Genomic DNA, 13,511 nt, shown 5'->3' with positions numbered 1-13,511 from the left:
TGACCGATTCAGCCGGCAGCATCCCGAGTCCGTCCGACCGCAACGAAGTATCCGTTCACTCGGCATCGGTATCGGGCGAATTCTGTGAGATCTGTGCCTAACCTCGGCGAATCCGTATGCCCCGATTGCGCGACGAGACGCCCGTACGAACTCACGTCGACCACCACGAAACCGCTGGTCACCGGCTTGCCGTCCGGCGTCGTCCCGTACGTCGGTATCCTCGGCGCACTCGCATCGACGTCCGTCCCCCTCTCACTGACACCGGTGGTGCTGCAGTTCACCTCCACGCGGGGGACCCCGTTCGTCCTCGCAGGGCTGGGATTCCTCGGTGGAATCGCGGCCTACCTCACGAAGTACTGGCGCCGCGAGTTCTACCTCATCGCCATCCCCTTCGCGCTCGCGACGTGGAGGCATCGCCCGGGACACTACCGGACGGGAATCTACTAGTAGGCTCGGTGGAACTGAAGCCGGTTGGCCTGATCTCTAAACCGTAACACACTAAGTCCGCTGCATTCGATACTCGTCGGCAGAAACCAGTTGCTGGAGACTGGGTTGAGCGAGTGTCAGTACTTCTGTCGAACGATGCTGCCGGTGAGAGTAACTCGACAGACGATACAGCCAAATCGAGGGGTGTGGTCGCCAAACCGATTGGCGTTCAACTGCCGAAGCCAGACGAGTGAGTTCCTGCAACCCGACTCTCCTGCCCGTTCTCTTTCCGACGACTCACCGTCACGCAATCTGGGGAGCAGCACGTTCATTTTAATTCACCACGAACCTCCACTCATGTCTGCCAACGTTCTCGTCGCCTTCGACGGCTCTCCGCTTTCGGAGCGGGCGCTCACATACGCTATCGAGACCTTCCCGGACGCACCCATCACATCGATTTACGTCATCAATCCGGTGGACTCGGTTATCGACGTAGAGGCTGGCGGCTTACCAGTCGCCGACGACTGGTTCGAGAACGCGAAAGAAGAAGCAACCAGAATCCACACGATGGCCACGGACCTCGCGGCGGAACGGAATACCGAACTCCATACCGTCACGGAGGTCGGTAAACCGGCACGAGCGATCCTTGAATACGCCGACGGCCACGACATCCATCAGATCGTCATGGGCAGCCACGGCCGCTCAGGATTCGACCGTACGCTCCTCGGGAGCGTCGCGGAGACAGTCACCCGCCGAGCACGGATTCCGGTGACGATCATCAGTTGAGTCGTTCGACCCGGAGGGACGGGAAGGCGCCCCAGAGTATCGCGGACCCGCTCTCGCATGCAGTCAGACGAGGACACAGTGAGGGACCCACAATGCAAAATCAACACACACGGTACGGAGAGGTCGCGTGACCGTTACTGAATCACCTCCGTTATCGACGTGTACCGTCCAGATCAAACGGCGAGGCGGTCGCGGCGAAGCGGGAGCGCGAGCACTTGAACGACAGCTGCGTGACACACCCGGCGTCCACGACGTCGATGTCTCGTTCCGAACGGGGAGCGTTCGAATCACCTACGACGAGAGCATCACCTCAGAGGAAGGGCTTCGAGACGCGGTCCGCGACCGGAACGTCTCGATCCAAGGCGAGCGCGACACCGATGCCGACGAGGTGACCACCCGCTCGGAACTCAGACGGGAGGTAGTGTTCGTCGGACTGACGCTGGTCGGCATGGTGACCGGCTTGGCGACAGGGTGGCTCAACGGACCGCCGCTCCTCGTGTGGGCCAGCTACGGCGTCGCGTACGTCTTCGGTGGGTGGTACGGGCTCAAGGGGGCCATCCAGACGCTCCGCCACCGTGCGGTCGATATCGACCTGTTGATGATCGTCGCCGCACTCGGCGCGCTCTCGATTGGGGCCCCGTTCGAGGGTGCGATGCTCCTCTTCCTGTTCTCGCTCTCGAACACGCTCCAACACTACGCTATCGGCCGCTCGCGCCGGGCGATCAAGTCCCTCGTCGAGATGCGACCGGACGAAGCGCAGGTGCTTCGTGACGGCGAAGAAGTCACTGTGCCCATCGACGACGTCGCCGTCGGTGACGTGTTCGTCGTCCGCCCCGGTGATCGGATTCCGCTCGACGGCGTCGTTACGTCCGGTGAGGGAACGGTCGATCAGGCTTCGCTCACCGGCGAGTCCGTCCCCGTCCCGAAGGAACCTGGCGACGAGGTGTTCGGCGGCACGATCAACGAGAGCGGAAGTCTCGAAATCGAAGTCACACGGCAGGCCCACGAATCGGCGATTAGCCGCCTCATCCACATGGTCGAACGCGCCCAGAGCGAAAAGGCCCCAACACAGCGACTCATCGACCGGCTCGAACAACCGTACGTCCTCGGCGTGTTCGTACTCACAATCGCAGCCATCGCACTCCCGGTCGCACTCGGGAGCGAATTCACGGGGACGTTCTACCGCGCGATGACACTCATGGTAGCCGCCTCGCCGTGTGCAGTCATCATCTCGACGCCCGCGGCAGTCCTCTCGGCGATCGCCTCCGGGGGCCGGCAGGGCGTGCTGTTCAAAGGCGGCGAACACGTCGAGACCGCAGCACGCATCGACGCGGTCGCCTTCGACAAGACCGGTACACTCACACGGGGCGACACGCAGTTGACCGACGTATTCGTCCGTGACGGGACGGCGGACGACACACTGACCGAGGACGCCCTGCTCTCCATCGCGGCCGCAGTGCAGGCTCGCTCGGAGCATCACCTCGCTCGTGCGACCGTGCGGGCGGCAGCCGCCCGGTCACTCGACGTCGCTGACGCCGAGCGGTTTCAGTCAGTCGCCGGGAAAGGGGTCAAAGCCGACGTCGACGGCCAAACTACCCACATTGGGAACCGTAGTTACTTCCAGACCGTTCTCGGGGACGCGGTAATCGACGGTCTCGAACCGGGCCTTGACCGCCTCGAAACGTTAGAGGAAGACGGGAAAACGAGCGTCCTCGTCGCCAGAGAGCGTCGCGGCGACGTCAGCGTCCTGGGGTGGCTCGCCTTCATCGACACCGTTCGCCCCGACGCCGCCGAGATGATCGACGACCTCCGCTCGCTGGGCGTGAAACACATCGTCATGCTGACGGGCGACAACGAACGCGTCGCACGGCGAATCGCCGACGAAGTCGGCATCGACGAAGTGCAAGCGGAACTGCTGCCGGAGGAAAAGGTGGCGACCATCGAGGAACTGGTCGAGCGACACGAGCACGTGGCGATGGTCGGCGACGGCGTCAACGACGCCCCAGCGCTCGCCACAGCAACCCTCGGCATAGCGATGGGCGGCGCGGGAACCGACGTCGCGCTCGACACTGCTGACGTGGTACTGATGGGCGACGACCTCAGCAAGATTCCCTACGTGCTCGGCCTCGGACGCAGGACCCGCCGGACACTCACGATCAATCTCGCCATCGCTTTCGGCGCGATTGCTCTCATGGTCGGCACAATCCTCCTTCGAGGCATCCCGCTCCCACTCGCGGTGGTCGGCCACGAGGGCTCGACGGTTCTCGTCTCGCTAAACGGCCTACGGTTGCTCGGCTTTCGCGGGTCGTCGACCCACGACTGAAGTCGGGGGCTCGTCCGTGGACTTCCGGCCTGCCGACGAAACGTCGGAGGCGGTGTGAGAATCCACTCCTCTGGATACGAACTGAGGATTCAATTCTGGGTCACGGGCGTGGCGTCACGACTAACCCAGCGGCTACACCTGAAAGTATCCGCAACATCGCAAAAAGGCATGAATGAGAAGTCGAATAATCGTATCAAAAGAGTAGCGTCCGTGTCGCACTTTCCGACTCTTCGGCGAAGCCGTCTGCGTAGAACTGGCCGACTTGCGCCCTGTGTTCAGCACTGACAGCAAACTTAATCGAAAGACAGTGCCCCCGGCAGGAATCAGGTAACCGCACTCACACCGGAAACACTCCCACCACACCGGCTATCGCCAATAACACACCGACAGCTCCGAGGAGCCCGAGATACTTCAGTTCCTCTCGGTAGTACCGGAAGTACGAGAAGAAGCCGAAGAAACCGAAATAGAACAATCAGAGCGGTTCGTTCAGGGCGAAGGCCTGCAGGCCGGTCAGCCGAACAAGCCGAAGAGTCCGATTCGCCAGTCCTGTACTTTCTCTGCCATTATGTACCTTCCAAGAGTTCAGTCAGGCTCAGAACCCTCTCGAATCCGTACGTGAACCCGAAGAACAGTACCACGAATACAACCCACCGAAACACGTCGAACGTGCCCGTGATGGCCAAGACGTTGAAAACGTACGATAACGACGCACCGACAAACGCAGAGACGTAGAGATTCCGCCTGAGGCCCATGGATACGTGTTGTTATCCAGACAGCATTAATCCGTGCCCGAAGCAGGAACTTCCAGTTTGGCCGGTCTGAGAAGGCGATGCGTGGTCACCACGGGTGAGTGATCGTCTCCTCTGTTCGCTGGTGGGGGAGAGAAAGATTTCGAGAGAGGTTACCGTCTCGCCTCGTCGATGGTCCCGACGAGTTCCTCGGTGCGTTGTGACCCGATGAGAACTCCACGCCCGGTCGTCCGCTCGATCCAGACTCCCCGATTACCACTGACGTTGTACGCGATCTTTCCGGGTGCCCAGCGGATGCCCCAGCCACCGAACTCACGAAGTGGTCCGTACCGTTTGGATTCGTAGCGCTCTATCTCGGCCCACGAGATTCGGCGAAACGACCGATGAAAGGGCCACATTTTGAAATAGATGCCGTCGACCCTCACTTCGGTTTCGAGACGGAGACCGTAGAGGAGTGCAGCGGTCGCACCGACGACCACGAGCCCCGGCCATGAGATGGGTCCTAACACGAGCGTGAACAAGGCGATTCCCCCGAGCAGTGCCCAGAGCCACGGCTGACGAAATCGCTGTACTTCACGGAATACGGGGTCTGGCTCCATGAGTGAGTCGTCTGAAATTGTCGCTGCGCAGTAATGGATTCTCCGGACACCGAGATGCGGTCGTGGTAGAGACGCATCGCGTATTCAGTCCGGACGGACTTGACAGAAATACTCCTCCCGACAGATCTCATTCCAGGCTGGTCATCATCGGGTAGTACCGAGATTTCGGTGATAAAGGACCGACTGCGGGTGATTTTACTCCGCGCTCAAAATGTACGCCCGGAACACTACCGAGCGAGTTTCTACTAGTCGGCCCGGTGGAACTGAAATCAAACGAATTGGTCGTAAACGCCGAAGATACGGCACAATAGTCGGAACGTGGCACATACAATCTCCTTCTATTATCATCCCGGTGCGGATGGATTACGAGTCGCTGACGTTGAGGTCCGCTATACACGTCGTCAGAAATCCCCCTGCCGAATACAGAAGTGGAGTTCAGCAACGGCTCGAACTAATCTCTTGTACTCCCCGTACTGATTCGATTTTTCCGGATTACGTTATCACTGCGAGTGCCGCTCCTGAACCTACAATCAATCGAAGGTATCGGCCGACGTGGGCTTACAGCAGGATACGGCTCCCGTATGTGGGTAGGCACCCGGTTTCTGCCTTTCGTCGGGTGAACGGGCGACTCAGCGAAGCTGGACACAAACCGTGTCAGTTAGTGTGACATCCAAAACCGCTGTGGTCATGAGAAACTATTTATTTAGAGGTGTCAAAATATATGTTATGGTGTCTCCAAAATTCGAAGATTGCCTGAAGGCGATATACCGTCTGCAGGACGGAGACACCCCGGCCGCGTCGTCTGAAATTGCGTCCGCGATAGGGGTCAAACCACCAACCGTGACGACGATGTTGCAACGAATGGACGAGGAGAGTCTCGTACACTACGAGAGTTATCAGGGCGCTCGTCTCACCGAGCGTGGTGAGAGGGGGGCACTCAAAGTGCTCCGCAACCACCGACTACTCGAACTCTTCCTGACCGAGGAGCTCGGATACGATTGGGCAGCGGTACACGCTGAAGCAGACGTACTCGAACATCACCTGAGCGAGACGCTAGTCGAACGAATCGAGGTGCTCCTTGGGTTGCCTGCGGTAGACCCACATGGAGAACCGATTCCTACAGCTGACCTCGAAATTCGCGAGTGCGAGACACAGCAGTTGTTAGCGGAATGTCAAGAGGGAACGGTCGCGGTCGTTTCTGAGGTGCGAGAAAGCAGCACAGACGTTCTGTCGTATCTTTCGAACGCTGGGATATCGCTTGGAACGGAACTCGAAGTGGTCGAAATCGCACCATTCGGGATGGTCACGTGCGAAGTGAGGGCGGCAGAGAACCCGCTCTCGCTCCCAACTGGGGTCGCTGCAGAGATCTACGTATCACGGCCTGCTGAACGGGCTGAAAACGAACGCAGACAGCACAACGAGGCGTAACACATGCCTTCACAAGATTACTCACAAGCAGCAAAGTTGTCAGAGAGATTGGAGCAACGGTTAGTTGATTCGATCGAATCGGATTTCAAGACCACTCGACGGGCAGTTCTCGGGGGACTTGGTCTCGCAGGGAGCGCCGTTCTCACTGGGATCGGACGGGCAGATAGCGACGAGTCCCATGGTCCAGGAGATGACTCACACGGGAATTTCGGTGCGGCCGGAGAATATCGCGACACGGACTTCGACCCACACGAGTTCCTCTACCAGTTCAACACGGGCCGTGGCGAACAGGAGAACGTCCCGCAGGACATCTACGAGGAGAACGGTCGAACTGTCCGTGAGTTCACCTTTCAGGCGGTCGATACCACCGTCACTATCGCCCCCGGCATCGAATTCCCGGCATGGGCCTACAACGGTCAAGTACCCGGCCCGACCATTCGTGCCGTCGAGGGGGATCTCATCCGCGTCACGTTCGAGAACCTCGGACGGCACGCCCACACCATCCACCCACACCTCAGGAACCTCAATCCGAACATGGATGGGGTCCCAACCAATGGACCGGGCGTCCTCAACACCGGTGACTCGTTCACCTACGAATGGATCGCCCAACCGGCAGGTAGCCATTTCTACCACTGCCACTCGCTCCCCCTGAAAGAGCACATCCATCGGGGGTTGTACGGAGCTATCGTCATCGACCCCGACCCGGAGCGCGTCGCCGAAAAACCAGAGGAGTACTGTGAGTTCCACCGCTCACAGATCACCGACGAACTCCGTGCAGACCTCGTCGCAGAGGCGAAGAGCCGGAACCACGAGTATCCCGAGAACGACGCCGTCAACGAGATGGTGATGGTGATGAACGGCTTCGACACTAACTTCGACGGCGACAACGAGGTGTACGCCGTCAACACGCGGGCATTCGCCTACGGCGTCGGCCAGACTGACGGGAAGGGCAACTGGCAAGCGGGCGAGACAAAGCGGCCGATTCAGATCGACAAGAACCAACGTCATCGGGTATATCTCATCAACGCCATCGAGTTCGACCTCATCAACTCGTTCCACACCCACTCGCAGTTCTTCGATTATTACGACCACGGGACGACCCTGCTCCCCACGAACAGGACCGTCGACACGGTCATGCAGTGTCAGGCACAGCGCGGCATTATCGAACTCGACTACTCCAACCACGACTCGGGACTCTACATGTTCCACGCCCACCAGTCCGAGTTCGCCGAACTAGGCTGGATGAGCTTCTTCGAGGTGGTCTAAATGAGCAAACCGAACACCGACGGCGGAGCGAACGTCACTCGGACAGAGCGCCCACTCGGACTTCCCAGATGGGTAGCAGCACTCCTCCCGATTCTCCTCTTGGGTCTCATCGTGGGTGGCTTCTTCGCGGCGACGCCGTTCGCGTCGCTCGACACCGGCGGGGAACCACTCCCAGACGTCTCGGTAACGCACACGACATTGCCGAACGACGAGACAGTTATCCTTCACGTCACGAATAACGGACCACGTGAAGTGACGATCTCACAGGTTCTCGTCGCCGACGCCTACTGGAATTTCGAGGTACAGGGAGCAGGGGGTGATAACACCCTTGCACCGCGTGAGAGCGCACGGGTCGTCATCCCGTATCACTGGAACCCCGGCTGGGACCTCGGCGTTGCGCTGATGCTCTCGGATGGCGCTACGGTCCACCACACTATCGTAGCACCGAGCCAGTCACCGGGTCTGACGGGTGACCTCTTGCTGACGATGGCCATCATTGGCCTGTTCGTCGGTGTCATCCCCGTCGCGCTCGGGATGCTGTGGTTCCCGTTCCTGCAGTCGATGAGCGACCGGTGGCTCCACGCTATCCTCGCCTTCTCGGCTGGGATCCTCGCGTTTCTCGCCATCGACGCCGGGTTCGAGGCGTTCGAACTCGGTGAACAGGTGCCGGGCGCGTTCGAGGGAACTGCCCTGGTTGCGCTGGGAATCATCGGTGCACTCCTCGCCGTGCAAGCCGTCAGTGCATGGCGGAAGGGTCGGGCTGCTGCGGGCGACGCTCGCGCACAGAGTGGTCTGTGGATTGCGTACTTGGTTGCACTTGGTATCGGTCTGCACAACCTCGCCGAAGGACTTGCCATCGGGAGTTCGTTCGCACTCGGGCAGGTCTCGCTTGGTGCGTTCCTCGTCATCGGCTTCATGCTCCACAACGTGACCGAGGGACCCGCTGTTGTCGCACCCGTGGCTCGTGGTGAGCGCCCGAGCGTCCTGCACTTCCTCGCGCTCGGCTTCCTCGCCGGCGCACCCGTGATCCTCGGTGGCTGGCTCGGGAGCCTCGCGTTCTCGCCGACGCTCGGAGCGTTCTTCCTCGCTATCGGCGTGGGCGCAATCCTGCAGGTCATCTGGGAACTGTGGGGGATGATGGGCCGGAATGGACGGGCAGCGTCTGCACTGAACCTCGTCATGTTCCTCGTGGGTCTCGTCGTGATGTACGCCACCGACCTCTTCGTCGCACTCTAATCCCCCTCGGCCAACAGTCACGTAACCTATGAACCGACGACAGGTACTCCGACTCTGTGGGGGAACACTCGCAGCGACGGTTTCTGCGGGCTGCTCAGCCACCGGTGAGTCAGGCGCTGTGAAGCGCGTCTCGATGACCGAAGACTTCGAATTCGACCCGAAGCGGTTCACGATCAGCGCTGGCACCACTGTGAGATGGACGAACGACAGTGAAGTCGGACACACAGTGACCGCTTACGACGATCGGATTCCACCCGACGCGACGTACTTCGCCAGTGGTGGTTTCGAGTCGGAGACGGCTGCGCGAAACGGCATCAGTGGTGGACTGCTCGATTCAGGAGACGCGTACGAACACACCTTCGAGGTCCCCGGACCCTACGAGTACGTGTGTGTCCCACACGAGAGTTCAGGGATGACTGGCACGATTGTCGTCGAGTAGTGGGTCCCCCCATACTCCGCGTACGGGGCAGTCATAGGTAATACCACAGTCAAATATCATTAATTCCACATGTTCATCTGCCGAGCGCCTCGGGGAAAGTCCGTCGTCTGTATCTACCACTCAGCACAACCGGTGGTAGCGAGCGATAGCCCATACGCGTCCCTTCAGCACGGTCATCCAGCGCTGACAGATGTCAGTACTCCCGGGAGACTTCATTCCAGGCTCGCCATCATCGACTGTTTCGAAAACTCGGTGGGAAGAGCGGTTACTATGGACGGGGAGAGTTTCAACGGTAGATCGTGTCTGGAATGATGTGTATTATTTATAGACAATTCTAATATCATACTCAAAATGTACGCCCGGAACACTAACGACCGGTCTCATCCCGTGGCGGCGTGCCGCGTCGACCGGGAAACCCTCGTGCCGGGCGGCCCACGTTCGGTCGGGTGACCAGGAGGGGCGGTCCCGTCTGTCCCACACCGGGGTTCTCCGCGCGTCATCGCGCCCTCGTGGGCGTGCTCGGGCGGGGACTGCGGTGTGTACCCGAAGGAGGGGACGGAGGCGTAAACAGATTACGTCCCGCTCGCGGCCCGGAGGCGTCAGGCCGAGCGGTACTCGTCCTCGCGGATCTGAACGTACTTGCCGTTTCGGAACTTGAACTTGCGTTTCTTGTACGTGCCGACGAGCCTGGCTGCGCTCACGCCCGCGCTCATCTTCGAGACGCTCAGGGAACGGTACCCTCCCTCCTCGGTCTGGAGTTTTCGCGCCGTCTTGAACGCCCGGTCCCAGTCGTCGGGGCCGTAGTCGTGGACGATGTCAGCCATCGCCACGTTCCGGAGTATCTCGTCGTTGATCGCCCCCTTCCACGCGCGGTTGTACGTCGAGAGGTCGCCCTCGCCGGCGAGTCGGCCGGCGATGGCGCCCGTCCGAACGGCGACGTGGTCGCCGCCCTCGTGGAACGCCGAGGTTGCACCCATCGCGCCGCCGGCGACGGCGATTCCCGACGAGACCGGCGAGTCGATGGGGCGTGTCGAGGAGATGGGGTACGTCTCGGTCCCCTTCGTCTTGCCCCGCTCTTCGACGAGCGGGAAGTCGGACTCGACGTCGTACTCGTCGCCGTACTCGCGTTCGAGGAGGCGACGGATGTACACCTTCCCCTGGGGAATCCGCTCGTCGTCCGGTTCGAGGAGTTTGTACTTGTCGCGCGCTTTTACCTCCGAGAGATCGAGACCGATGGGCATCGTCAGCCCGACACGGCACACGCGGTCGTCGTTCGGGAAGATCCACGGGTAGGCGGTGTGGCCCGGCATGTACCCCCACCAGAACTTGATGGCGCCGGAGACCTCCTCGTACACCTCCTCGGGGAAGCGGCGGTGTTCCTGGTAGGCGATGTGGTTCGCCCTCGTGGAGGCGAGACGGTCGGTGATGTCGAAGTCGACGAGACGATCGAGCACTCTGTTGGTTACCGTCCGCTGTGGGCCGTCGGCGAGCACGAGGAAGTCCGCGCCGACGGTCGCACCGTCGGCGGTGGTGACGACGTGTCGGGGGTCGGTTTCACCGCCGTTCGCGTCACCATCGGTCTCGACGTTACGGACGGAGACGCCGACGCGGTACTCCGCACCCTCCGCTTCGGCGCGGTCGCGGAGGAAGTCGTCGAAGCGCGCCCGGTTGAAACAGTAGCCGAAGTGGTCGTACGACGACTCGATTCCCGTCGAGCGCATCGTCACCGACTCGTTCGGGCCGATGAACTCCGCGCGGTCGAGGTGATGCAGGAGCACCCCCTCGGGGAACTCGTCGGGATGGATGCCCATGATGTCGACCCAGTAGTCGAGGATGCCCGCGGCGTCCGTCGAGTCCGGTCCCAGCCGCTCGGGGCGGTCCGCCCGCGGCACCCCCTTCTCCAGCACGAGGGCCGACGCCCCGACTTCGGCGGCGGCGTGTGCTGCCGCCGACCCCGCCGGACCACCGCCGACGATAGCCACGTCCACGCGTTCCATACTCGGTTTCGTCGATGCGGCGGTATTAAATTCCATTCTTTACCGACGGTCGGCCGTCCCCGCGGTCAGTCGTCGTCGAGAGGAGCGTCGGGACGGGAGACGGCGACCCCTGCCGCCTCGGACGAACTCTTGGTCACCCCTGTCGAAGCCAGCGTATGACCGACACACCACCCGACGTTGCGGTCCTTCGACAGAAGGTACACGGGATGCCCGCCAGCGAGTACGTCGCGGCGCTCCGCGAACGACTCCCCGACCACGAGGTCGTTCTGGCACGAACGCCCGCGGAAGAACAGGAGGCGTTCGCCGCGCGCGTCGTCACCGGCCACCGCGTCGACCCCGCCCGCGTCGAGGACGGGTTGGAGGTGTTCGCCTGCACCTACGCGGGGACAGACCACCTCCCGACAGACGAACTCGCCGAGGCGGGCGTCGCCGTGACGAACGCGGCCGGCGTCCACGGTCCGAACGTCGCCGAGCACGTGGTCGGCGCGATGCTCGCGTTCACCCGGCGGTTCGACACCGCCTGGCAGCGACAGCAGGCGCGCGAGTGGCGCTCCTTCCAGGCGTCCGAACTCCAGGGCTCGACGGTGACGGTGGTCGGTCTCGGCGCCATCGGCGAGGCCGTCGTCGACCGACTCGAAGGCTTCGGCGTCGACACCATCGGGGTCCGGTACACGCCCGAGAAGGGCGGCCCGACGGACGAAGTAGTCGGCTTCGACGCCGTCCACGACGCGTTCTCGGAGAGCGACTACCTCGTCCTCGCCTGCCCGCTCACCGACACGACCGAGGGACTCGTCGACCACGAGGCGCTCGAAACGCTCCCGCCCGATGCCGTCGTCGTGAACGTCGCGCGCGGTCCCGTCGTCGACACGGACGCGCTCGTCCGGTCGCTCCGGCGCAATCACATCCGGGGTGCGGCCCTCGACGTGACCGATCCCGAACCGCTTCCCGAAGAGCACCCGCTGTGGAACTTCGGGAACGTCCTCATCACCCCGCACAACGCCGGTCACACGCCCCGATACTACGAACGCCTCGCCGACATCGTCGCCGAGAACGTGAGACGGCTCGACGACGGCGACGACGACCTCCGGAATCGCGTGGTCTAACCCCTCTTCCCCGGTCAATCCCGGGAGTCAGGTGGTTCAGTCCCGTCGAACCTGATATGGCAGGTAGTGTCTTTTTTCACATTCACAAATAACAGAGTGTACGTCTGGGAGACACGTCCTCGTGCAGACGGCCGGGGGACCTGGCACCGTGCCAGCTGTCTGTACACTCACGTCGGAGTGACGCGCCGGCGGGAGCGGGTCGTCTCCGACAGCGAACTCGCTACGCTCGAGAAGACCTGCGAACTCTGTCTCGGCGGCGAGTGACGACGGCAGCCGCTCCGGTGGTCGACGGGCGAGCGCCGGCGGGCTACCACTCGCTCGCGTCGACGACTTCGTTGCGGAGCGTCCCGACGCCCTCGTAGGTAATTTCGACGGAATCACCGGGTTCGATGAGCCCCGGATTCGCGGGGCTGCCGAACGCGACCACGTCACCCGGCTGGAGGGTGAACCGCCGGGAGAGGAACGAGACGACTTCGTGCGGACCGAACAGCATCAGTTCGGTGTTCGCGTCCTGCCGGCGCTCGCCCGAGACGTCGGTGTGCATGTCGATGGCCGTCGGGTCGACGTCCGTCTCGACCCACGGCCCGAGCGGTCCCGACCCGCGAAACGCCTTCCGAGCCGTCCGTCCCTGCTGGTCGAGCGCGTCGACGTCGTTCATCACGGTGTAGCCGCGCACGACGTCGGGAACGTCCGCGGGCGCGACGTCGCGACACTCGACGTCGACGACAGCCGCGAGTTCGCCAGCGTAGGTCAGTTCCTCCGTGAACGGCGGGTACGCGACGGGGTCCTCGTGGCCGAGAAGCGACGCCGGCGGCTTGATGAAGAAGTCCGGCTCCTCGGGCCGTTCGTATTCCATCTGCTCCAGCGTCGCCGCGTAGTTCCGCCCGACGCAGTACAGCGCGGTCGGTTCACACGGGGGGAGCAGTTCGTGCTCGTCGACCGCGTACTCGTCGCCGCCGGTCACGAGCGTCCCGTCCCGATACTCGCCCGGGACGACACCGTCGTCCGTCCGTGCCCTCGCCAGTCGCATGCCTCCCTTTCGAGGGTTCCGTGTCGAAAGCCTGTCGCTTCCCGCCGACTGTGCGCGTCGGAGGCCACCCACGGCTCACCGCTTTCGAGAACAGGTGCGAACAGGCGGTACGCCGTCGCTCCGGACGCG

General features: G+C 62.1%; 10 protein-coding genes and 1 pseudogene. 8 read left to right on the top strand and 3 right to left on the bottom strand.

Annotation, left to right across the window (positions count from 1 at the left end):
- Positions 1-174 precede the first annotated feature (174 nt).
- The 3 genes and pseudogenes from C2R22_RS11895 to C2R22_RS11885 form a co-directional block, all read left to right on the top strand.
- Positions 175-402 (top strand): annotated as a pseudogene (locus tag C2R22_RS11895) (DUF7475 family protein); the annotation flags it as partial.
- Between the two features lie 381 nt (positions 403-783).
- The gene (locus C2R22_RS11890) at positions 784-1,212 is read left to right on the top strand and encodes a universal stress protein (RefSeq protein WP_103425944.1); all 429 of its coding nucleotides are present in this window, start codon (positions 784-786) and stop codon (positions 1,210-1,212) included.
- Between the two features lie 127 nt (positions 1,213-1,339).
- Entirely contained in the window at positions 1,340-3,535 is a 2,196-nt protein-coding gene (locus tag C2R22_RS11885) for a heavy metal translocating P-type ATPase (RefSeq protein ID WP_103425943.1), read from the top strand.
- Positions 3,536-4,436: 901 nt separating this feature from the next.
- Here C2R22_RS11885 and C2R22_RS11875 read toward each other — a convergent pair.
- On the bottom strand, positions 4,437-4,883 hold the full coding sequence (locus C2R22_RS11875; RefSeq protein WP_103425941.1) for a hypothetical protein: 447 nt from the start codon (positions 4,881-4,883) through the stop codon (positions 4,437-4,439).
- Between the two features lie 726 nt (positions 4,884-5,609).
- Here C2R22_RS11875 and C2R22_RS11870 point away from each other — a divergent pair.
- Genes C2R22_RS11870 through C2R22_RS11855 form a run of 4 tightly spaced genes read left to right on the top strand, consistent with a single transcriptional unit; the run spans position 5,610 to position 9,252 of the window.
- Entirely contained in the window at positions 5,610-6,311 is a 702-nt protein-coding gene (locus C2R22_RS11870) for a metal-dependent transcriptional regulator (protein ID WP_103425940.1), read from the top strand.
- A 3-nt stretch (positions 6,312-6,314) separates the two neighbouring features.
- Positions 6,315-7,577 carry a multicopper oxidase domain-containing protein gene (locus tag C2R22_RS11865; protein WP_103425939.1) on the top strand — a complete coding sequence of 421 codons (1,263 nt, stop codon included), beginning with the start codon at positions 6,315-6,317 and terminating at the stop codon, positions 7,575-7,577.
- A complete protein-coding gene (locus C2R22_RS11860; protein WP_103425938.1) occupies positions 7,578-8,813 on the top strand; it encodes a ZIP family metal transporter in 1,236 nt (411 codons plus the stop codon).
- A 28-nt stretch (positions 8,814-8,841) separates the two neighbouring features.
- On the top strand, positions 8,842-9,252 hold the full coding sequence (locus C2R22_RS11855; protein ID WP_103425937.1) for a plastocyanin/azurin family copper-binding protein: 411 nt from the start codon (positions 8,842-8,844) through the stop codon (positions 9,250-9,252).
- A gap of 599 nt (positions 9,253-9,851) precedes the next feature.
- On the opposite strand, the gene C2R22_RS11850 is transcribed toward C2R22_RS11855, so the two are convergent.
- Positions 9,852-11,249: an NAD(P)/FAD-dependent oxidoreductase gene (locus C2R22_RS11850; RefSeq protein ID WP_103425936.1), complete on the bottom strand. Its 1,398-nt coding sequence runs from the start codon at positions 11,247-11,249 to the stop codon at positions 9,852-9,854.
- A gap of 155 nt (positions 11,250-11,404) precedes the next feature.
- On the opposite strand from C2R22_RS11850, the gene C2R22_RS11845 reads away from it, so the two are divergent.
- Positions 11,405-12,352, top strand: coding sequence for a D-2-hydroxyacid dehydrogenase (locus C2R22_RS11845; RefSeq protein ID WP_103425935.1), 948 nt, complete (start codon positions 11,405-11,407; stop codon positions 12,350-12,352).
- Between the two features lie 307 nt (positions 12,353-12,659).
- Here the strand turns inward: C2R22_RS11845 and C2R22_RS11840 are convergent, their stop codons facing one another.
- Complete coding sequence (locus C2R22_RS11840; protein WP_103425934.1) at positions 12,660-13,382, bottom strand: fumarylacetoacetate hydrolase family protein; 723 nt, start codon at positions 13,380-13,382, stop codon at positions 12,660-12,662.
- Between the last annotated feature and the right edge of the window lie 129 nt (positions 13,383-13,511).

It is taken from the genome of Salinigranum rubrum, from assembly GCF_002906575.1.
Taxonomy (GTDB): domain Archaea; phylum Halobacteriota; class Halobacteria; order Halobacteriales; family Haloferacaceae; genus Salinigranum; species Salinigranum rubrum.
The sequence above is the reverse complement of the archived record's forward strand: the minus strand, read 5'-3'. Positions and strand labels throughout refer to the sequence as shown.

Bases quoted from the DNA above. Each gene is read 5' to 3' on its own strand.
- C2R22_RS11840 (WP_103425934.1), bottom strand. From the start codon at position 13,382: ATGCGACTGGCGAGGGCACGGACGGACGACGGTGTCGTCCCGGGCGAG.
- C2R22_RS11850 (WP_103425936.1), bottom strand. From the start codon at position 11,249: ATGGAACGCGTGGACGTGGCTATCGTCGGCGGTGGTCCGGCGGGGTCG.
- C2R22_RS11875 (WP_103425941.1), bottom strand. From the start codon at position 4,883: ATGGAGCCAGACCCCGTATTCCGTGAAGTACAGCGATTTCGTCAGCCG.
- C2R22_RS11865 (WP_103425939.1), top strand. From the start codon at position 6,315: ATGCCTTCACAAGATTACTCACAAGCAGCAAAGTTGTCAGAGAGATTG.
- C2R22_RS11860 (WP_103425938.1), top strand. From the start codon at position 7,578: ATGAGCAAACCGAACACCGACGGCGGAGCGAACGTCACTCGGACAGAG.
- C2R22_RS11845 (WP_103425935.1), top strand. From the start codon at position 11,405: ATGACCGACACACCACCCGACGTTGCGGTCCTTCGACAGAAGGTACAC.
- C2R22_RS11855 (WP_103425937.1), top strand. From the start codon at position 8,842: ATGAACCGACGACAGGTACTCCGACTCTGTGGGGGAACACTCGCAGCG.
- C2R22_RS11890 (WP_103425944.1), top strand. From the start codon at position 784: ATGTCTGCCAACGTTCTCGTCGCCTTCGACGGCTCTCCGCTTTCGGAG.
- C2R22_RS11870 (WP_103425940.1), top strand. From the start codon at position 5,610: ATGGTGTCTCCAAAATTCGAAGATTGCCTGAAGGCGATATACCGTCTG.